Source organism: Flavobacterium collinsii (assembly GCF_902804485.1).
GTDB classification, from domain to species: domain Bacteria; phylum Bacteroidota; class Bacteroidia; order Flavobacteriales; family Flavobacteriaceae; genus Flavobacterium; species Flavobacterium collinsii.
In genome coordinates this window covers 92,199-112,178 of the sequence record NZ_CADCST010000098.1, presented here as the reverse complement: position 1 = coordinate 112,178, position 19,980 = coordinate 92,199, and the positions used below count along the sequence as shown (strand labels likewise).

17 protein-coding genes are annotated in these 19,980 nt (G+C 36.0%); 3 read left to right on the top strand and 14 right to left on the bottom strand.

The window, feature by feature from the left end; all coding sequences use genetic code 11:
• The first annotated feature begins 43 nt into the window (after positions 1 to 43).
• The 3 genes from FLA105534_RS15395 to guaB all read left to right on the top strand — a co-directional run bounded on the left by FLA105534_RS15395 (position 44) and on the right by guaB (position 3,728).
• Positions 44 to 598, top strand: coding sequence for a hypothetical protein (locus FLA105534_RS15395; RefSeq protein WP_173967005.1), 555 nt, complete (start codon positions 44 to 46; stop codon positions 596 to 598).
• Entirely contained in the window at positions 595 to 1,998 is a 1,404-nt protein-coding gene (locus FLA105534_RS15390) for a DUF5723 family protein (protein WP_173967004.1), read from the top strand. Before FLA105534_RS15395 ends, FLA105534_RS15390 begins: the two co-directional genes overlap by 4 nt.
• Before the next feature lie 257 nt (positions 1,999 to 2,255).
• Entirely contained in the window at positions 2,256 to 3,728 is a 1,473-nt protein-coding gene (guaB, locus tag FLA105534_RS15385) for an IMP dehydrogenase (RefSeq protein WP_173967003.1), read from the top strand.
• A gap of 71 nt (positions 3,729 to 3,799) precedes the next feature.
• Here guaB and FLA105534_RS15380 read toward each other — a convergent pair whose 3' ends face one another.
• From FLA105534_RS15380 to FLA105534_RS15315, 14 genes are all read right to left on the bottom strand, one after another.
• On the bottom strand, positions 3,800 to 4,999 hold the full coding sequence (locus tag FLA105534_RS15380; RefSeq protein ID WP_173967002.1) for a hypothetical protein: 1,200 nt from the start codon (positions 4,997 to 4,999) through the stop codon (positions 3,800 to 3,802).
• A gap of 101 nt (positions 5,000 to 5,100) precedes the next feature.
• Positions 5,101 to 6,258, bottom strand: coding sequence for an FAD-dependent oxidoreductase (locus tag FLA105534_RS15375; RefSeq protein WP_173967001.1), 1,158 nt, complete (start codon positions 6,256 to 6,258; stop codon positions 5,101 to 5,103).
• 196 nt (positions 6,259 to 6,454) lie between these two features.
• Entirely contained in the window at positions 6,455 to 7,336 is an 882-nt protein-coding gene (locus tag FLA105534_RS15370; RefSeq protein ID WP_173967000.1) for a L,D-transpeptidase, read from the bottom strand.
• Positions 7,337 to 7,431: 95 nt separating this feature from the next.
• On the bottom strand, positions 7,432 to 8,319 hold the full coding sequence (locus tag FLA105534_RS15365) for an alpha/beta hydrolase (RefSeq protein ID WP_246253253.1): 888 nt from the start codon (positions 8,317 to 8,319) through the stop codon (positions 7,432 to 7,434).
• A 54-nt stretch (positions 8,320 to 8,373) separates the two neighbouring features.
• Positions 8,374 to 9,867 (bottom strand): S41 family peptidase, encoded by a 1,494-nt coding sequence (locus FLA105534_RS15360; protein ID WP_173966998.1) that lies wholly within the window; start codon positions 9,865 to 9,867, stop codon positions 8,374 to 8,376.
• A 39-nt stretch (positions 9,868 to 9,906) separates the two neighbouring features.
• Entirely contained in the window at positions 9,907 to 10,488 is a 582-nt protein-coding gene (gene nudK / locus FLA105534_RS15355; protein WP_173967059.1) for a GDP-mannose pyrophosphatase NudK, read from the bottom strand.
• A 55-nt stretch (positions 10,489 to 10,543) separates the two neighbouring features.
• On the bottom strand, positions 10,544 to 11,815 hold the full coding sequence (locus tag FLA105534_RS15350) for an adenylosuccinate synthase (protein ID WP_173966997.1): 1,272 nt from the start codon (positions 11,813 to 11,815) through the stop codon (positions 10,544 to 10,546).
• 95 nt (positions 11,816 to 11,910) lie between these two features.
• Positions 11,911 to 12,369: a Fur family transcriptional regulator gene (locus FLA105534_RS15345; RefSeq protein ID WP_029268726.1), complete on the bottom strand. Its 459-nt coding sequence runs from the start codon at positions 12,367 to 12,369 to the stop codon at positions 11,911 to 11,913.
• Between the two features lie 182 nt (positions 12,370 to 12,551).
• Complete coding sequence (locus FLA105534_RS15340) at positions 12,552 to 13,094, bottom strand: hypothetical protein (protein ID WP_173966996.1); 543 nt, start codon at positions 13,092 to 13,094, stop codon at positions 12,552 to 12,554.
• Between the two features lie 31 nt (positions 13,095 to 13,125).
• A complete protein-coding gene (locus tag FLA105534_RS15335; protein WP_173966995.1) occupies positions 13,126 to 15,348 on the bottom strand; it encodes a RelA/SpoT family protein in 2,223 nt (740 codons plus the stop codon).
• 273 nt (positions 15,349 to 15,621) lie between these two features.
• The gene (locus FLA105534_RS15330) at positions 15,622 to 17,160 is read right to left on the bottom strand and encodes a serine hydrolase (RefSeq protein ID WP_173966994.1); all 1,539 of its coding nucleotides are present in this window, start codon (positions 17,158 to 17,160) and stop codon (positions 15,622 to 15,624) included.
• 16 nt (positions 17,161 to 17,176) lie between these two features.
• On the bottom strand, positions 17,177 to 17,968 hold the full coding sequence (locus FLA105534_RS15325) for a TrmH family RNA methyltransferase (RefSeq protein WP_173966993.1): 792 nt from the start codon (positions 17,966 to 17,968) through the stop codon (positions 17,177 to 17,179).
• A 188-nt stretch (positions 17,969 to 18,156) separates the two neighbouring features.
• Positions 18,157 to 18,654, bottom strand: a complete 498-nt coding sequence (locus tag FLA105534_RS15320; RefSeq protein ID WP_173966992.1) for a hypothetical protein — start codon at positions 18,652 to 18,654, stop codon at positions 18,157 to 18,159.
• A 119-nt stretch (positions 18,655 to 18,773) separates the two neighbouring features.
• Positions 18,774 to 19,859: a phosphoglyceromutase gene (locus FLA105534_RS15315; RefSeq protein ID WP_173966991.1), complete on the bottom strand. Its 1,086-nt coding sequence runs from the start codon at positions 19,857 to 19,859 to the stop codon at positions 18,774 to 18,776.
• Positions 19,860 to 19,980: the final 121 nt, after the last annotated feature.

The window sequence follows — 19,980 nt, the reverse complement described above, 5'->3', positions numbered from 1 at the left end:
TAGCAAATTATCGTTGTTAGTATTTAGATAATGTATAAATACCATGAGACTACATTTTATAAACAGAATTTCTCAAATACTATTCTTATGCATCTTTATTTCTTCATGTTCCAGTGATTTGGACTTTGATCAGACTAAAGACTTAAAGTTAGAACCTGCTTTTGTGGCTAATTTGGCTTATTTTGATGTCCCCGCAGCTTCGTTTATAGACAATGGAACCGAACAGCAAATAGGTTTTGATGTTCAGGATTTTGAGATTTTTAAAGAAAAATTTTTTAAGGACAATCTCGTTAAAGCTGAGTTTGATTTTGAAATGGAGAATACCATAAACAGAGCTTTTACACTCAATATATTACTTCTAAACGATAATAATCAAATTCTTCAAACTATTACACTTGCTGTTCCTGCCTATTCGGGAGGTAGTAATGTCATAAAATATCCCACCGAAGTATTCGAAAATCAGCGATTAGATTTATTAAAACAGTCCAGAAAGCTTGGGTTTGTAGTTGTAATGGCACCGGGTCCGCCTTTAAACGGAAACAGTGCAGGAAGTTTAAAATTACGTTCAAGTGCAACTGCTTATATGGTAATCGAATGAGAAAGTTACATCTGATTTTAATATTGGTGTTTCAACTCTCTTGTTTTGCTCAAAATAAAGAAGTGCTGTATAATTTTACCGCCATTCCACAATCCTCGCTTGTGAATCCGGGTGCTGATGTTGCTTATAAATTTTATTTTGGAGTTCCTGTTTTATCTGGAGTTTCAGCAAATTTGGGTTCAAGTAGCTTTTCTGCGTATGATTTATTTGCCAATAATGGGGTAGATTTTAATGATAAAATCCGAAATGTCATTAATAAATCATCAAGCAAAGATAAAACCCAGATTAATCAGCAGCTCGAGTTATTCTCAGGAGGTTTTAGAGTTGGAGGAAGAGACAGTCAGTCATACATTTCTTTTGGAGCCTATCAGGAATTTGATTTTTTAATGTACGTTCCTAAGGATCTTGGAGTGCTGGCATTAAACGGAAACAAGGATTATATTGGGAAATCGTTCAATTTGGCTGATTTAAACATGAAAGCTGAAATACTCTCGGTTTTTCATGTAGGCTTTCATAAAAAGCTGAGTGAGAAATTGGTACTCGGTGGTCGCGCCAAAATTTATTCCAGTGGAGCAAATGCAACATCAACCCGAAATTCAGGGTTTATTTATACCGGTCAGGCAGCCGGAACCCCTAATTTGTATAATCAGGTAATATCTTCTAATTTAGAAATAAGGACATCCGGGATCGCTACATTTACAAAAGACGAGTATGAAGGAAGTATTCCAAAAGATATTATACACAATACTTTTTTTAACGGAAGTCTTGGCTTAGGGCTTGACGCAGGATTTACGTATTATTTTAAAGATAATCTTCAGTTTACCGGAAGTATTGTCGATCTGGGTTTTGTGAGGCAGTCAAAAGATATCGAAACCTTAACCTATAAAGGAACGTATCAATATGAAGGTGTAAATCCTGATTTTACGAATTCAAACGAACCGAAGAATATCTTTGATGACTTTGATAAGGCAATACCACGAGATACACTTTACAATAAATACACTACCCGCAGACCAACAAAATTCTATTCTTCCCTGCAGTACTCCTTTGGCGAATCACGTTCAGATGAAGACTGTAATTGCAAAGGAAAAGTAACCCGAAAATATGTCAACGGTGTAGGAGGGCAGTTGTTTGCTATGGCTTTACCAGTCGAACCTTTTGTGGCGGTAACTGCTTTTTACAGACGTAGTATTTTTGAAAAGTTAGATGTTAAGGCTACTTATACAATTGACTCTTATTCTAGTAAAAATATAGGTTTGGGACTTTCAGGTACTCTTGGAAAACTTAATATGTATGTTCTCGTCAATAATGTTCTGGAATTCAAAGACGTTTCAAAAGCCAATAGTATGGCATTTCAGTTTGGTTTCAACTTTATTTTTAATGATAATTCTGATGAATAGTTTTTTTAAATTGTAAACTGCGACTGTAAACTGTGAGATGTGAGATGTGAGATGTGAACTGAGACAGCGAGATATAAACTGCGACTGCGACTGTAAACTGTGAGGTGTAAACTGTGACTGCGACTGCTCACTACGTCTTTATTACTAAGTCATAATTTACGCTATCTTTCCTGTAAATGTAAATTTATGAATACGTTAGTATTTAAGTTTGCAATTTATTCACTATATTTGCACGCAATTCAACTAGAAATTGCACCATGATAGCACACAACTCCAAGATTATCGGCGAAGGTTTAACTTACGACGATGTATTATTAGTACCTAACTACTCGAATGTGCTTCCCCGCGAAGTGAGTATTAAATCAAAGTTTTCACGAAATATAACGCTTAATGTTCCTATAGTTTCAGCTGCTATGGATACCGTTACCGAAAGTTCAATGGCAATTGCTATGGCTCAGGAAGGTGGAATTGGTGTTTTGCATAAAAACATGACGATCGAGCAACAAGCTGCGAAAGTTAGAAGAGTAAAACGTGCGGAGTCCGGAATGATTATCGATCCGGTAACTTTACCAACGAACTCGACTATTGCAGATGCAAAAAATGCAATGAAAGAATTCGGAATTGGAGGTATTCCAATCGTTGATGAAAATAAAATACTTAAAGGAATCGTTACCAATCGTGATTTACGTTTCGAAAAAAACGGGGCAAGACCAATTACTGAGGTAATGACAAGCGAAAACTTAGTAACTGTTGCTGAAGGAACTTCTTTAGAGCAGGCGGAAGTAGTTTTACAAGGACATAAAATCGAAAAATTACCGGTAGTAAATGCTAACAACGAATTAGTTGGTTTAATTACTTTTAGAGATATTACAAAACTGACTCAAAAACCAATCGCTAACAAAGATGTTTTCGGACGTTTAAGAGTGGCAGCGGCAATTGGAGTAACTGGTGATGCAGTTCAAAGAGCCGAAGCCTTAGTTGCTGCGGGTGTTGATGCTATTATTATTGATACTGCTCATGGACATACCGAAGGTGTTGTAAACACCCTGAAAGAAGTAAAATCTAAATTTCCAAACATTGATGTAATTGTGGGTAACATTGCAACTCCGGAAGCAGCTAAATATTTAGTTGAAAATGGTGCTGATGGTGTAAAAGTCGGAATCGGACCTGGTTCTATCTGTACAACCCGTATCGTTGCAGGTGTTGGTTTTCCTCAATTCTCAGCAGTTCTTGAAGTAGCTGCGGCGATCAAAGGAACAGGAGTTCCGGTAATTGCTGATGGTGGAATTCGTTACACAGGAGATATTCCTAAAGCTATCGCTGCAGGTGCTGATTGTGTAATGTTAGGATCGTTATTGGCAGGAACAAAAGAATCTCCGGGAGAAACGATCATTTTTGAAGGAAGAAAGTTCAAATCTTACCGCGGAATGGGTTCTGTAGAAGCCATGCAGGGCGGATCAAAAGACCGTTACTTTCAGGATGTTGAAGATGATGTTAAAAAATTAGTTCCAGAAGGAATTGTGGGACGTGTTCCTTACAAAGGAGAGTTAAACGAAAGTATGCTTCAGTTCATTGGTGGTCTTCGTGCCGGAATGGGATACTGTGGTTCAAAAGACATTCCAACTTTACAGGAATCGGGACGTTTTGTTAGAATTACGTCAAGCGGAATTACGGAAAGTCATCCACATAATGTTACTATTACAAAAGAAGCTCCAAATTATTCAAGATAATTTTTAGTTTTCAATATAAAACAAAAGGCATAAGAGTTCGTTTCTTATGCTTTTTTTGATTTTAGACAAGACTATTTTTTTACAGTAATCAAATACGTATTGGTTATTTTGTAGTCCTTATTTTTAATTACTATTTTATACTTCCCGGGAGCTAATAGTAAATTTCCTTTTTCATTATTGGCTAAAATCTCAATGACATCAGCGGGTATTCCTTCATTTTCATATTCATTAATCCGATATGCTGTAATTAGTGCAGGAAACTCTTTTATTTTTGAGTTTGGAACCGGGTAATTTTTTCTCTTTTCTGATAATGACAGCCAATTCGGTCTTTTATTGGTGTACGTAGTAACAGGATGTATGATGGAACAGTCTATTTTTTTTAGATTATTTAGGTCGCCATTGAAAGTGTTGCCGTTAGAATCAATCAGAATTGCCGGGTACTCTAAATTTATCATTTGAATATAGGGCTGGTTTAATTTTGTATCTCCTCTTTCAGAATATCGAACCTGATCAATTGTAAATGGATTGATGCCTGTGAATTCAGTTAGTCTGCCGGCCATTGCTTTTTCCCAGGACTTAATTGAGGGTGTTCCTTCGATGATATGGTCGTATCCACAATGGATTAAAAATTTCCCGTCAGGGTTGTTGTTTATCCATTTGGCAATGCTTTGAGCCTGTTTGATTTCTCTGTCTTTCCCTGTGAGATTAGGAGTGTCGAAGTCTTCATAACCAAATACAGTAAAGCCTATTTTGAGAGCTTCGCTAATCAAATTACCAAATTGAGGCTCTTTTGTGTAATACCCGCTTTCTAAGACTGGAAACTTTCTTTTATTAACTAAAGTGTCAGAGAGCGCTTCAAGCCCCAGAAATCGAAAACCGTTGTCGTAAAGTCCCTGTAGTATTGAAGTGGTGAATACACGGTGTCTGGCGTTGTTGTGGGCTTCATTTATCAGAATGACTTTGGCCTTTTTTGATCGATTAACAATATATGTTTTGGCATTTTCAGGATGAAATTGGGTTAGATATAAACTGTCTTCTTTGGTTATTGTTGGTACAGTAGCGCCATTTTTATCCCAGGTTTCCAGTGCTTTTTTATAATAACCGCTAATAGAATAGTCAGTTGCTCCGGTTTGGTATTTCCATTTTACCGTGTCTTTTTCGATCTTTGCACTAATGTCTTTAGAGAATTGGTAAATTTCTTTTTTTGTTTGAGAATATAGGGATGATATTGTAAAAAGAGAGATTAGTATTGAAAAGAATAGTAGTTTCATTGCTTTATAGAAAAGGATTTGAGAGTACTAAAAGTAGAGAAATAAAAGTTTGCAGCATCAAAAAAGGCATAAGAATGAAACTCTTATGCCTTTTTTTATTTTTATGATTCGGTTTTATGGCCAATGCGGCTGTTCATGATGTCTTCGGTTGTGATGTCAGAATGTAGTAGATTTTCCATTTTAGAAGTTTGTCGTTGTGCTTCTAAAGCATAACCAAACATCTTTTGTTCATAATCGTCAATGGCATCCTTTAGTGTTTCAAATTTTCCGTTGGTTAGGTTTTCGGTTAATTGATAGGCATCCATCAACCCCATATTGACACCTTCGCCCGCAAATGGAGGCATTACATGTGCGGCATCACCAACAAGTGTAATGTTAGAATGTTTTTCCCAGGGTTTTTCCAAAGAGAATAAACGTAAAGGCAATCCGGAGAAATCAGTTGCAGCGGCAAAGAATTTTTTATAGTCGTCACTCCAGTTTTTAAAGGTTTCATTCAAAAATGCTCGTACGGCGGTAAGATCTTCAAAGTCAATTCCGTGGTTTGAAATCCAGTTTTCATCTACTTTAAAAGAAACTCCAAAATGAATGGAACCGTCGCGTAAAGTATGCGTATAAAACATTTTCTGTTCGCCCATTGCCATTACATTTCCATCACCATATTTGGGTTTGAATTCCGGATAATCGCGATCAGGGCGGGCAATTTCTCCCTGAATGATGTAGGTTCCCGAAAGCTGAGGTTCCTTATGAGTTACAAATTTTCTGGCATTCGATCTTCCGCCATTGGCAACTATCACAAAATCGGCGGTTGCGGTAGTGCCGTTTTTGAATTCTAAATGGTATTGTTCTCCTGTTTTTTCAATATGGGTTAAATGACTGTCCCAAATTACTGTATTGGCATTCAGGTTTTCGAGCATGATTTTTCTCAAATCATTACGGTCAATTTCAGGTCGTGTATATGCATTTTCTTCATCCGGCATCTCAGCCGAGGTAATGTTCCCCTGCATGTCAGCCATTTTTTCTCCGGTTGGACGTGCGTACTGATAGAAGACGTCCATTAAGGCTGCTTTTTCGATTGCTTTTTGACCTGAATCCGAATGAATGTCCAATGTCCCGCCTGAAGTTCTGGCCTGTGCATTAAGATCTCTTTCGTAAACGGTTACATCAGCACCGTTAATTTGTAAAATTCTCGCTGTTGTTAAACCAACAGGCCCGCCACCAATAATGACGATCTTTTTGTTTTTTATAAGTGAATTGTTCATGTCTTGTGAATTAGGGAACAAATATATAAATAATAAATGAACGTTTATTCATTTAAGTACTAAATAGTTTTTAAAGATGCAAAGGTGCAAAGGTTCAGAGGCTCAGTGGGGGCGCAATTTTATAAAAAAAATCAGTCAGAACCTTTTATGAGGAGGTTTTGACTGATTGTAATAATATGCTTTTTTATAAATCGAGTTAGAGTGTAGGATTTGGTTCGGCTTCTCTAAGCTTTTGATTTTCTAAAATCTCCTGTATAAAGGACTGGGTTTGGGTTTTTATTTCTGATTCTGATAAATCCAGTGCCTTAGGATTTTTTACTAATGCATACCAGGGTTTTGGTGCGTCAAAAGGATAACTTCCAAAAACGATGACCGGAGTTCCTTTTACTTTTACATTTTCGCGGTCCTTTAAAATCCATTCGTCAGCCCATTTGTAAAGATCTTTGGCATCGTTTTCCTGTAATCTCAAACAAGAATGCGAGGCAGGATATCCCGGTAAATCATATTGATGGAAGCCAACTCCCAGTTTATTTTCGATGTTAAAATTCCATTTTAAGTCCCATTCATCATTAAATGTGCTGGTTGTTTTTTCAGCTTTCCAGTTGGTAAAGAACAATCCGGTTGGTGTGGGATCTTTTTTTCGTCCCATATTGGTTGGGCCTGCGAACATTAATTCTCCATTCTCATAAGCAGCAAATGTCTGAGCAGGATAGGAGAAAAGAATCACTTTCGAAACTTCTTCTAAAGCGACGATATGAGTTGGAAACGGGAGATAATAAACCAAATCGCCTGTAAAATCACTAGGAATAATAACAGAGTCCATTTTGACAAAATTCTTTCGATCAGTTCGATTTATGGCGTATGCAATGCGGAGTTTGCTGCTGTCGGAGGCATTGGTTTTAAGCCATTCTTTTGTGTTTTCAAAATGATAGGAAACGGATTTCGGTTTTGTGCGTTCGATCGTTTTTTTAGGCTTTACTTTGCCCTTTGTTTCGGTTGCTTCATTCTTTTTACAAGAACTTATTAGAACCAAAACGACCAGTAGTAAAATACTTAAGGGGTATCGTAACTTTCTCATAATTGTATTTTTTATACTCGTAAAGTTATTTGATTACCAGCCAAATCGTTTATACAATTACCTGAATAGTTTGTTGGATTTTCATTTACAATTTTTCACTGTATCGATTTTATAAATCCTGTGACATCCTTTGTCCATTGAATTTTATTTTTAATGAGATAATTTTCATGTCCGGTTGCTTTATAGATATTAATTCTTTTTTGACCTTTTAAATTTTTATAAATCACATTTATTTCTTCTCTGCTTACGCTTTTATCTTTTTCTCCGTAAAGTAATAAAACCGGACAGGAAATATTTTTTGCATATTCTGCGGGATTGTGGCTAAATCCCCAAAAGCCATTTTGTAAGCCGCCCCAAAACACTAATAAACCTGCCATTGGAAATGTGGGTGCATTCATCTTTTTAAATCTGGCACAGACAGTTTTATACATTGATCCAAATGGACATTCGATAATTATACCTTTGGGATTTATTTTAGAATCATTAATACATTTCATTATTGAAACTGCTCCCATGGAAGTCCCAAATAAATAAATATTTTGTTCTCCTGTCCTGGTAACGTAGTCAAAACAAGTTTTTACCTGCTTAGCCTCCTTAAAACCAATTGTAGTTTGATTTCCTTCCGAATTTCCACTTCCCATAAAATCAACAAGAACGGTATTGAATCCTAATTTGATAAATTCATTTGATCTTTCAATCATTGAGGATTTTTCTCCTACATAACCATGAAAAAGTATAACAGTTCCTTTTGGTTTCTTATTTTTGATAAACCAGCATTCAATTTCCTTGTTGCTTTTAAGGTTTATAATCTGATATTTTTGGGTTGGGAATTTATTGTTTTTGGGTTTAGGATTATTAACTCCCAGGAATAGAGTTTTTGCTTTGTCAATTAGGGATAATTTTTCGGGACTTTTAGTTTTTACGGCGTTATTTTCTGTGAAATGAGTAAATTTATAGGCATGAAAAAAAGCAATACTATTCATGAGTATAAAAAGGAATAGTACTATTCTTAAAATTTTATTCTTAAACAATTTCATTTATTTCTGATCAATTAATTTCAAAGTATATTCAAACGGCGTGTCCTTATTTTGTACAAAGTCATCAATGGTTTGTATGACTTCATGATCGGGAATTACACCTCTGCCAAAAATCTGGTTGGGTTTTTTAGGGGCATCCTGTTCGAGGTTAACGATCGAAAATTGTGTTTTTATCTTTGTGTTCGGAAGTTCGTATTCCACGGGTGTGTGTCCGTTATGACCATAATAACCGCCCATTGTTTCTTCACCAATAATTATAGCGTCGGTATGGCCTGCGACTAAAGAAGCAAAGAGTGATCCTGCAGAGGCTATTCTGGGGCTTATTAACAGATAGATCTGTCCTTTAAAGCTGTTTTTATCGGGTTGTAACAAACGATTGAATTTAGGATCTTGCTGGTACTGTTGCCCTTTCAGTTCAGGGTATTCTTCTTTAAGTTCGGCTTCAAATTCATGGAGTTCTTCGAGCTTTTTCTGTGGTTCTGTTTCTTGATAGATAAAATACTGCGGGTATGGAATTTTTTGAAAATTAATAAATGCCGATGTATTTTCTCGATACGGTTTTTGTGTCAGATAAGAAAAAGCGACAAGGTCGTTAGGATCGCTTCCACCTCCATTACTTCGAACATCGACTATTAAATTTTTGATTTCCGGATGCAGAGAGAGAAGTTGAAAACAGCTGTCGAGATACTTTTTATAAACAATATGCTCTTTGTCTTTTGCATTCATTCCAATTGCAAAAGTGGGTATAGAAAGTAACGCTGTATTTGGAGCCGTGAGTTTGAAAGTGTATTTGTTTTTAATTTCTCCATAGAACAGGCTGTCAATAGGTAAAGAATGTCGGTTTTTAAAGTTTTCTTTTCTTTGATCGTTCGAAACAGCGGCTATAGTTTTGGATTGTTTTTGAGTTTGGTCGGGGAGTGAATATTCGACCAGGAAATGCTCTTTTGGGCCGTATTCCAATTCGAAATACCTTCCGAATGAAGCACTGATTCCGATTGATTTCCCCGAAATGTTATAACCGTCCGTCGTGTAGTATTTGTAGAAACGAGAGATTATTTTCTCGATTTTAATACCGTTGATTTTATGAATTTGAGATCCAATAGGAATTTCGGAATTCTGAAAATTGACAATTATTTTATTGCTGAGTAGTTTTACGGGATACGGAAAGAAAACTTTTCCCGACATATATTTTTTTTGAAATTCATCGGGAAGAGTGGTGTTATTGTGTACGCTGCCTTCAAAATCAGTGATTTTGAGGACAATTTTGTAGAAATCCAGTAGCGATTTAGGTTTTTTTAATTCTGAAAATGCCCACGAATAAATACTGTCGATCTGTTTTTTGGTTCGGTATTTATAAACTCCTGAATTGGCTTTTTCTCTAATTTCCTTAAAAGTCGATAAATCCTGTTTTAGTTTTGCAGCAGGCCATTTTTCATTTTGTGAAAAGAGCAGACAAGGAAAAATCAGAAAAAGTAATGTTTTAAAATAGAGCATTTAATAGATTTTAGTTTGATCTAAAATACTCAAAAAATCTTAAATCAAACCTTTTATTTTCGCATGCTGTAACAATAAAATAGTTTTTGCATCTGTAATTTCGCCGGATTGAATCATGGCATAGGCCTGATCAAAGGTGTATTCCAAAACCTCTATGTTTTCTTGTTCCGCGTCTAATCCGCCACCGTCGTTTACCTTCATTGTTTCGTTGTATTCTCCGATAAACAGGTATAAAATTTCGGTTACAGATCCCGGTGACATGTAGGTTTCGATCACTTTTTCTACTTTTTGCAAACGATACCCGGTTTCTTCTTCAGTCTCGCGAATAATCGCTTGTTCCGGATGGTCCTGATCCAAAAGACCTGCACAGACTTCGATCATCATTCCGGTTTTATTGCCGTTTAGATAAGTTGGCAAGCGAAATTGTCTTGTTAGAATAACAGTTTTCTTAGCGGTATTATAAAGTAAAATAGCTGCTCCGTTTCCGCGATCATACACTTCACGAATATGAGATTCTATTTTACCATCTTTCATTTCGTAGTCAAAAGTTACCTTGTTTAGTATGTACCAATTGTCTGATAATAACTGAGTTTCGGTAACTTTAATTTTCGGATTTTTCATCATTAGAAATGTTTTGTATAAAAAAACGCTCTGGTTATCAGAGCGTTTAGAGATATTATTTTGTTATTGTTTGCTTTCTGTCTGGTCCAACCGATACAATTTTGATTGGCACTCCAACTTCTGCTTCAATAAACTCAATATATTCTTTTAGCTCGATTGGCAATTGATCGTAAGATGTCATTCCAGTTAAGTCAGCTTGCCATCCTTTAAATTCTTTATAAACAGGAGTCACGTTTTCCGGCTCAATGTTATAAGGAAAGTGAGAAATGTTTTGTCCTTTGTAGTTGTATTCTGTACAAACTTTTAAAGTTTCAAATCCAGAAAGAACGTCACCTTTCATCATCATTAATTGAGTTACTCCATTTACTTGTACGGCATATTTTAAAGCTACTAAATCCAGCCATCCACAACGTCTTTGTCTTCCTGTAACAGAACCAAATTCGTTTCCAACTTTTGCCATTGTTGCACCCACTTCGTCAAAAAGTTCAGTAGGGAATGGGCCGCTACCTACACGTGTAACATAAGCCTTGAAAATTCCGTATACTTCTTTGATTTTGTTAGGAGCAATTCCTAAACCGGTACAAGCTCCGGCAGCTGTAGTGTTTGATGAAGTTACAAATGGATAAGTTCCGAAATCAACATCTAATAAAGAACCTTGAGCTCCTTCACATAAGATTGATTTACCTGCTTTTTGAGCTTGGTACATGTATTCTTCACTGTCAATGAAATCTAATTTCTTTAATTCTTCAATGGCTTCAAAGAATTCTTTTTCAAGTTCAGTAAGGTTGTATTGAATAGCTACATCATAAAAAGCAATCATAGCCTCGTGTTTGTCAGCTAGTGCTCTGTAACGATCTTTGAAATCTTCTAATTCGATATCTCCAACACGTAATCCGTTTCTTCCGGTTTTGTCCATATAAGTTGGTCCAATTCCTTTAAGGGTAGAGCCAATTTTTGCTTTCCCTTTTGATGCTTCAGATGCGGCATCTAATAAACGGTGTGTTGGTAAAATTAAATGTGCTTTTCTTGAAATGATCAGTTTGCTTTTGATGTCAAGGTTAAATTTCTCTAAACCTTCAATTTCTTTTTGAAAAACTACCGGATCTATTACAACACCATTACCAATGATGTTTACTGATTTTTTATGAAAAATTCCAGAAGGAATGGTTCTAAGTACGTGTTTAATTCCGTCAAATTCTAATGTGTGTCCTGCATTTGGTCCTCCTTGAAAACGTGCAATAATATCATAATTTGAGGTAAGAACGTCAACAATTTTTCCTTTACCTTCATCTCCCCATTGTAATCCTAGTAATAAATCTACGGTCATTCTATTTTTAATTTGCGTTGAGGCAATCCGAGTTGCCCTACTGATTAATGTAGTTAATTTTCTTTTTTATATTTTTTGAATAATGCCTTTCGGAATTATTGTTTTTGCTTTTTGTTTCCGTAGAAATACAAAGAATGATTTGTAATTTCAATATCAAATATTTCTTCGATTGTCTTTTTGATGGTTTGAATTCTTGGATCACAAAATTCAATTACCTCACCGGAATCCGTCATGATAATATGATCATGCTGTTTATCAAAATATGATTTTTCGTAGTAAGCTTGATTTTGTCCAAATTGATGTTTTCTAACCAAAGCGCAGTCTAACAATAGCTCTATTGTGTTGTACAATGTAGCTCTACTCACACGATAGTTCTTGTTTTTCATTTTGATATATAAGTTTTCTATATCAAAATGTTCTTCGCTATCGTAAATTTCCTGAAGTATAGCATAACGCTCAGGAGTTTTGCGATGCCCTTTTTGCTCAAGATACATTGTAAAAACATTTTTTACAATTTCTTGATTTCTAGTGTTGTCAGTTGAAATGAGTGTCATATCCGGCAAAGGTAATTTTTTATTTTTAATGAATAAAAGTTTCGGGTTTAAAGTTTAACGTTTTAATTTGTATTCGATCCATAATAAAGTATCAATTACAGGTGTTTGTAATGATAAATTTAAAAAAATAGAGTGAACATAATTAACATAATTGTTTTTATTTATGAAAATACTAACATTTTTTACTTCCTTTTTGTCATGTACATGTACCAATTCCATTCCCATGATTTTCCGGAATCTTCAGACATGGCCTGACTCCAAACCGGATTATTTTCGTCTCTTGCATCCCAACGGAATACCTGAAAAACTTTTTTACCTTCGTAAATATCTTTAGAGAAGAAGTGACCGACTTTGTTTTCGAAAGAACCTATTACGGGTTTGTCTAATATTCCGGTATTTGAATCTGACCAATAAATACTCCACAATCGGGTTTCAGGATTAAATAATCTAACGGTCATGCCTTCGAAAGGCTTTCCGTCAAAAGTGGCAAGAAAATTATCAATATTGCCAATTCCGTGCAGGATTTTGTACATTTCCTGAGTGGAGGAAAATTCGATCCATTCTGTACAGTTTGAAAGCCTTTGTTTTAATTTTTTATTTAAGATGTCTGATTTTCCCTGAAAAAAATCAAAATCATATTTAGACGAAGAATCGGAAGCAGTGATAATAAGCTCGCCGTTTTCATTTAAATGTATCTGTGGAATTTTCAGTATATCATTTTTCATATAAAAAAATCAGATTCGATTCTATTTGGAATTAAGTTCTGTATTCTCTTGTTACTTTATCAACTCCGTCAATTTTTTTAATGGCATTGATCATTTTTTTCAAAATGGTGTTGTTTTGAACGATAACAGCAATCTGTCCATGAAAAATTCCGGCATCTGTACTTAACGAAATACTCTGAATATTTACACTCATGTTGTTCGAAATAACTCTGGTCAATTGATTGGTAAGTCCTAAAACATCCATTCCTGTTATGTTGATAATGGCTTTGAATTCTTCCTGAGAAGAATCGATCCATTTGGCGCTCATAATACGGTACGCATAATTGGATTGCATGCCAATCGCGTTCGGACAGTCTTTTTTGTGAACTTTGATCCCTTCATTGATGGTTACAAAACCAAAAACGTCATCTCCCGGAATTGGGTTACAGCATTGTGAGAGTTTGTAATCGAGTTTATCATGTTCCGTTCCAAAAACCAGCATGTCATAGTTACTGCTGATGACTGGTTTGTGAATGTCCTCAGAAGCGGTATTGTCTTTGTTTCGTTTAATTTTATTTTTAAAGAAATTGATAAACGTATTGCTCTTTTGTGCTGCGTAATCTTTTAACTGCTGATTTTCGATCGCACCAATACCAACTCTGTAAAATAAATCTAAACTGGTTTTAAGCTTGAAAAAGTTAACTAATTCATTAATGACCTGCTCATTGATAGTGATTTTTAGGTGTTTCAGTTTTCTGGTAAGCAGTTCTTTTCCTTCTTCGGCGATTTTTTTGGTGTTCTCGTTCAGAACATTCTTAATTTTGGTTTTCGCGCGCGAAGTTGTCACGTATTCCAACCAGTTTACAGTTGGTTTTTGATTGGCAGAGGTTATAACTTCAACCTGATCGCCACTTTTTAATTCGTGATTCAAAGGTACTAATCGTCCATTGACGCGTGTTCCTCGGGTTTTAATTCCAATTTCAGAGTGTATGCTAAAAGCAAAATCAAGTGATGTGGCCCCTTTTGGCAATGATTTGATTTCTCCTTTTGGTGTAAAGACAAAGATTTCTTTTGAATATAAATTCATTTTAAAATCTTCTACAAAATCTACCGCATTGGTTTCCTGATTTTCTAATGCTTCTCGAAGTAAATTCAGCCAAACATCCAAACCACTTTCTTCGGTTGCGCCGTTTTTGTATTTGTAATGTGCTGCATATCCTTTTTCTGCTATTTCATCCATACGTTCGCTTCGAACTTGTACTTCAACCCAACGGCCTTTTGGCCCCATCACAGTAATGTGTAAAGCTTCGTAACCGGTTGATTTTGGAGAGGAGATCCAGTCACGCAAACGACTCGGGCTTGGTCTGTAATGGTCGGTAACAATGGAATAGATTTTCCAGGCTACGAATTTTTCATCATGCTGATCTGATTTGTAAACGATTCTTAAAGCAAATTTATCATACACTTCGTCAAAACTCACATTTTGAGCCCGCATTTTACGGCGAATCGAATAAATAGATTTTGGACGTCCCTTAATTACATAATCAATGCCTTCACTGTCTAAGGATTTTTTCAAAACATCCGAAATGTCTTTGATGTAAGCATCCTGTTCTTCTTTTGTTTCTCTGATTTTGCTTACGATATCATTGTAAACAGCCGGCTCGGTATATTTTAAACCTAAATCTTCGAGTTTGGTTTTAATATTATAAAGTCCGAGACGATGGGCAAGGGGAGCATAAATATAAAGTGTTTCTGAGGCGATTTTAGTTTGTTTGTATTCCGCCATAGAGTCCATAGTTTGCATATTGTGCAAACGATCGGCCAGTTTGATCAGAATAACACGAACGTCATCGTTCAGTGTCAAAATCATTTTTCGGAAATTCTCTGCCTGCATAGAGGCATTCAGGTCCCTCTGAACCAATGAAATCTTGGTTAAGCCTTCTACCAATTGGGCTACTTTCGGATTGAACAAACGCTCAATATCTTCCACAGTTAAAGGGGTGTCTTCAACAACATCATGCAACAAGGCCGCAGCAATAGAGGTCGCTCCCAAACCAATTTCGGAGGCAACTATTTTTGCAACTGCAATAGGATGAAAGATATACGCCTCACCAGATTTACGTCTTTGTTCTTTGTGTGCATCAACAGCAACATCAAATGCTTTACGGATAAGTTTTTTGTCGGTTGGGCTTAAAGTCTGATAACTGATTCGAAGTAACTCTTTATACTCTTGCGCAATTGCTTTATTTTCTTTTTCAATATCTATTTCTATCATAACGGCATAGTTCAAGTACTAAAAATAAGAATAAGTTTGAATATACGCAAGGGAATGGAAGGTTGATTTTAGAATGAAATTATTTTGTTTCAAGTTTCAGGTTTCAAGTTTTTGAGCACTGCTTTCAGTCTCAGTTTTCAGTCCCAGTTTTCACTTTTAAATCGGGTTGGGTGTGAAAAAAGGTTGAAAGAGATACTGTTTAGCAGGTGCAACTGTAAACTGTAAACTGTGACTGCAAACTGCGACTACAAACTGCGACTGCAAACTAAAAAACTATTCTTTCGCAAAATCCAAATCCTGAAAATCATAACTAAAATCAGTTAATTCAGAAATTGGTAGCATTTTTAAGTTAATGACTTTGCCGCTTTCATCGTATTTGAAAAGTAAATGAGCATCGGCGTGAAAGAAAGCATTGTTCCATTTTACTACGTAATTTCCATCTTTGTAGAAGAATACCTCGCCAGCCAGTTGTGGAGAGCGTTTGGAAGCAAAGTATGCTTTTCCTTTTTTCTCTGTTATTGTGATTTCTCCAAACCAATTGTCTTTGTAAGTTCCGGTTATTTTTGAAAAATCAGTTTTTAGTTTGTCTTTTTTGTTTTTGGCAATTGACGCCCAGACTTCATCAGTCACTTTATCAGCTGATGCTTCGCTAGCTTTCATTCGATTGCTGTAAAGGGTTACATAATCATCCGATTTAATGCCAAGATAACTGTCTTTTATGGTATTGGTGATCGCGCTAAAAGCGGCTCCTGATTGCTGATTGGTTAAAACAATGATGCCTAATCCTAATTCCGGAATCAAAGTAGTTTGCGTCACATTTCCTTCTAATCCTCCTGTGTGCGAAACCTGTTTGTATCCTTTTACATCACTTAAGAACCAGCCTAAACCATAACCTGAGAAATGTGTGTTGTACGGTGGCTTTGTTTTTGCCGGAATGATAGTTTGCAATTGCCACATTTCATCGTGTTCTTTTTCTGAAAATAACGGTTTGTTATCACCATATTTTCCATTATTGATTTGTAAGATGGCCCATTTACTCAAATCATTAACACTGGAATAGATCCCGGCTGCTCCATCGAAAAGCTGATTCTCATAACGTTTGATCGTTTTGAGTTTGCCATCAACCGGAACATGAGGTGTAATGACGTTTGTAGTATCTTTTAAACGTTTTACTGAAGCTACACTATTGTTCATTTCCAGAGGTTTCATAATTCGTTCTTCAACAAATTCGGCCCAGGTTCGACCGCTTACCACGTGTACAATCTCACCTGCTACGATGTATAGTAAGTTGTCGTAATCGTACTTGGTTCTAAAACTGGAAACGGGCTTTAAGTATCTTAGGTTATGCACAATGTCTGCTGCTTTAAAATCGCTTCCGTCAGGCCAGATCATTAAATCTCCGGCTCCAAGTCCGAGTCCGCTTCGATGTGTTAATAAATCACGAATAGTGAATTCACGGGTTACGTAATCGTCGTACATTTTAAAATCAGGAAGATATTTTACGACTTTATCGTCCCATTTTATTTTGCCTTCATCTACCAGCATCGCCAATGCTCCTGAGGTAAAAGCTTTGCTGTTGGAGGCAATCCCAAAAAGGGTATTGGCATCTACTTTTTGCTGTGTTGTGATTGATTTTACTCCGTAACCCTTTGCCAGAACTACTTTTCCGTCTTTTACAATGGCAACTGCAATTCCGGGTACATCAAATGCTTTTAGGGTGCGATTGACCAGTTCATCTACTTCCGGGTTGGTTATTTGAGCTGAAAGGCTAAGGCTAAATAATAAGGCTAAAAGTGATAATTTGTAGTTCATGACGGTATGTTTTGGTTTAGTTAAATCCGCGCTGACGTTTGGCTTCGAAGATTAGAATAGCAGCCGCGACCGAGACATTCATGCTGTCGATTTCGCCCTGCATGGGGATGATAATGTTTTGAGTGGCAGCATCTCTCCAATCCTGCGTTAGGCCTGTGGCTTCCGTACCTACAACCAAAGCGGTTGGGGTTGTGAAATTCTGTGTATGATAAGAGGTAGAATTTTGCAGTGTGGCACAGTAAAAATCGATCTTTTTTTCTTTTAGAAAAGCAATGATTTCGGCTGTTGTTCCTGTTGCGATTTGGTTGGTAAACAAACAACCGACACTGGAGCGTACAATATTTGGATTGTATAAATCACTTTTTGGGTTTGCAATTAATACAGCATCCAGATTTGCAGCATCGGCAGTTCGCAAAAGCGCACCGATGTTTCCTGGTTTTTCCGGTGCTTCGGCCACAACGATTAACGGATTGTCTGATAATTTCAGATCAGATAATAGCATCGATTTGGTTTTAGCCACAGCCAGAATCCCTTCGGTGGTGTCGCGATACGCTAGTTTTTGATAAACTTCTTTATTGATTTCGATGAGTTGAACCGGACCGTTCACCAATTTTTGAATCTGATTTTCAGTAACCAGTTCGGGTAAAAATAAAACGGTTTCTATTTCGTAACCTCCTTTTGTTGCCAATTGAATTTCACGTAAGCCTTCAATCAAAAATGTTCCGGTTTGTTTGCGGGCTTTGGCCTTTTCCTGTAGTAAAACAAGCGATTTTATAAACGGATTTTGTATTGAAGTAATTTGTTTCATTTTTTTTTTGAAGGTACTTAGGTTCTGAGGGGCTAAGGTACTGAGATTTTTTTTAAAAGTTGCAAAGGTTTTTCTGGAGGTACTGAGGTTTTTTTTATAGGGGGTGGAGGTGTAAAACACATAGTTCCAAAGTTCCAAAGGTTCAGAGGTTTTCTTCTTACAAGGTCTGGAAAATCTTTTAGGTTTAATTACTTCCAGAATTGTTCAGCTTCTTTTTTTGTTAATGTTTTTATTATCTTTTTTGAAAAATCTACGTTTATTAATGGAAATTCACTTTGATTTTCACCAGTTAAAATTACCGGTTTATCAAGAAGTTCACTTAATTGGACCATAAAATCCAAAATCTTTCTATAATTAACAAAAGAATATATTTCTTTTGGATCGATGTCAAGTTCAATTTCATCAATTGAGAAAAAATGTAGGTTTATCATAATATCATCAATTATGATAGATGCAATTTTTGCTTCTAATTCTCCTGTTTCATCATTTAAGTAATGAATTAAATATTCTAAATCAATTTTATTAATTTCTTTATTTTCTCCTGTTGTACCATATTTTACAATGTGGTTTTTGTTGAGATAATTAATTAAAATTTTCCAATCTTCGATTTTAACATTTTTAACATAAATATCTCTAAGCGACCCATCTGTTTCAAATATCCATTTTATTTCATTCCAATTAGTCATTATTTTGGATAGTTTTTAATTTTAAAAAAGATTGCCACAAATTCCAGGAATTTCATTAGAAGTAAGTAAAAATACTTATTCGTGTAAATTTGTGAAGTTTGTGGCGAAAAAGAATCTTCTTATTTCTGAAGTACTTCCGAAATCTCGTTTGCTACGGGATGCGGAGCGGTGAAGGTGTATCCCATGATTTTTGCAATGGTTTGCGCTATTTGTTTTTGATACAGTTGAGAATCTGTTTTGATTTCTCCTTTTGAGGCAATTTCTGGCCCCATTGCAGCGAACCAAATTTGTGAGGCACCTTCAACATCGGCACCATGATCTGTCCATTGTGCTTTTGTTTTGTCACCACGGCCGTGATCTACGGTGATTACCAGTGTAGTTTTATTTTTGTATTGGGGATCATTTTGTACAAAATTCCAAATTTCTTTAATCCATTTGTCGACTTGGTTTGCGGCATCAAGATAAGATCTGTAGTGTCCGGCATGTGCCCATTCGTCAGTTTCTCCGTAAGCGATGTAAAGCACTTTTGGCTTTTTTGTTTTAAGTTCGTTTAAAGCCTGATAGTGGGTAAAAACATCTAAACACTCATCCTGATGAAAAGGTTTAAACGAATTGTTGCGCATTTCATTCAATAACTTCTGAGTTTCTGTAGGTTTGTCTCCTCCCACATTATCGAAGGCAGAAATTACCGGAAAACCGCTTCTTTTCTCGTTTAAAATTCGATCAAAAGCATCCCAGGCGCCAAAAGCGGCAACTTTTCCTTTTAGTTTCGCCTGCTGGTTTAAAAACTCCAGCACATTTACATTTGGATTGTTTTTATAATGATTGGAGTTGATGGCAACATCTACATTTCCGGTCATGATTTCGCTGTATCCGGGATAACTAAACCAATACGGATTTGAGACGTCTACTTTACTGCCTAAGTCACGATTGCCATAAATTTGCCCTTTCGAAGCAATTTCTGACCATAAAAAAGGCATGATTTTTTTTCGGCTTTCTTTGGAGTCAGCGCTTGCATAATTCTTGTAAATATAGGTACTGTCTCCCTGATTGAATTTTTTATCATTGGCAATTGCAGGGTCCATTCCTTTAAACACTTCCTGCCATCTAAAGCCGTCTGTGGTGATGATGATAATGTTCTCCGTTTTTTGTGCATGAGACATAAAGCTTGTAAGAACAAATACAAGTACAAGTAGTTTTTTCATTTTCTTAGAAATTACAAAGGTTCAAAAGAACAAAGGTTCAACGATTTTTTAATTAATCTTAATTTTTATAAAGAACTTGATGTTTTAATAATATTTACAAAAAAACAATTGCGGTCATTTT

Bases quoted from the DNA above. Each gene is read 5' to 3' on its own strand.
- FLA105534_RS15395 (WP_173967005.1), top strand. From the start codon at position 44: ATGAGACTACATTTTATAAACAGAATTTCTCAAATACTATTCTTATGC.
- FLA105534_RS15390 (WP_173967004.1), top strand. From the start codon at position 595: ATGAGAAAGTTACATCTGATTTTAATATTGGTGTTTCAACTCTCTTGT.
- guaB (WP_173967003.1), top strand. From the start codon at position 2,256: ATGATAGCACACAACTCCAAGATTATCGGCGAAGGTTTAACTTACGAC.
- FLA105534_RS15380 (WP_173967002.1), bottom strand. From the start codon at position 4,999: ATGAAACTACTATTCTTTTCAATACTAATCTCTCTTTTTACAATATCA.
- FLA105534_RS15375 (WP_173967001.1), bottom strand. From the start codon at position 6,258: ATGAACAATTCACTTATAAAAAACAAAAAGATCGTCATTATTGGTGGC.
- FLA105534_RS15370 (WP_173967000.1), bottom strand. From the start codon at position 7,336: ATGAGAAAGTTACGATACCCCTTAAGTATTTTACTACTGGTCGTTTTG.
- FLA105534_RS15365 (WP_246253253.1), bottom strand. From the start codon at position 8,319: ATGAATAGTATTGCTTTTTTTCATGCCTATAAATTTACTCATTTCACA.
- FLA105534_RS15360 (WP_173966998.1), bottom strand. From the start codon at position 9,867: ATGCTCTATTTTAAAACATTACTTTTTCTGATTTTTCCTTGTCTGCTC.
- nudK (WP_173967059.1), bottom strand. From the start codon at position 10,488: ATGAAAAATCCGAAAATTAAAGTTACCGAAACTCAGTTATTATCAGAC.
- FLA105534_RS15350 (WP_173966997.1), bottom strand. From the start codon at position 11,815: ATGACCGTAGATTTATTACTAGGATTACAATGGGGAGATGAAGGTAAA.
- FLA105534_RS15345 (WP_029268726.1), bottom strand. From the start codon at position 12,369: ATGACACTCATTTCAACTGACAACACTAGAAATCAAGAAATTGTAAAA.
- FLA105534_RS15340 (WP_173966996.1), bottom strand. From the start codon at position 13,094: ATGAAAAATGATATACTGAAAATTCCACAGATACATTTAAATGAAAAC.
- FLA105534_RS15335 (WP_173966995.1), bottom strand. From the start codon at position 15,348: ATGATAGAAATAGATATTGAAAAAGAAAATAAAGCAATTGCGCAAGAG.
- FLA105534_RS15330 (WP_173966994.1), bottom strand. From the start codon at position 17,160: ATGAACTACAAATTATCACTTTTAGCCTTATTATTTAGCCTTAGCCTT.
- FLA105534_RS15325 (WP_173966993.1), bottom strand. From the start codon at position 17,968: ATGAAACAAATTACTTCAATACAAAATCCGTTTATAAAATCGCTTGTT.
- FLA105534_RS15320 (WP_173966992.1), bottom strand. From the start codon at position 18,654: ATGACTAATTGGAATGAAATAAAATGGATATTTGAAACAGATGGGTCG.
- FLA105534_RS15315 (WP_173966991.1), bottom strand. From the start codon at position 19,859: ATGAAAAAACTACTTGTACTTGTATTTGTTCTTACAAGCTTTATGTCT.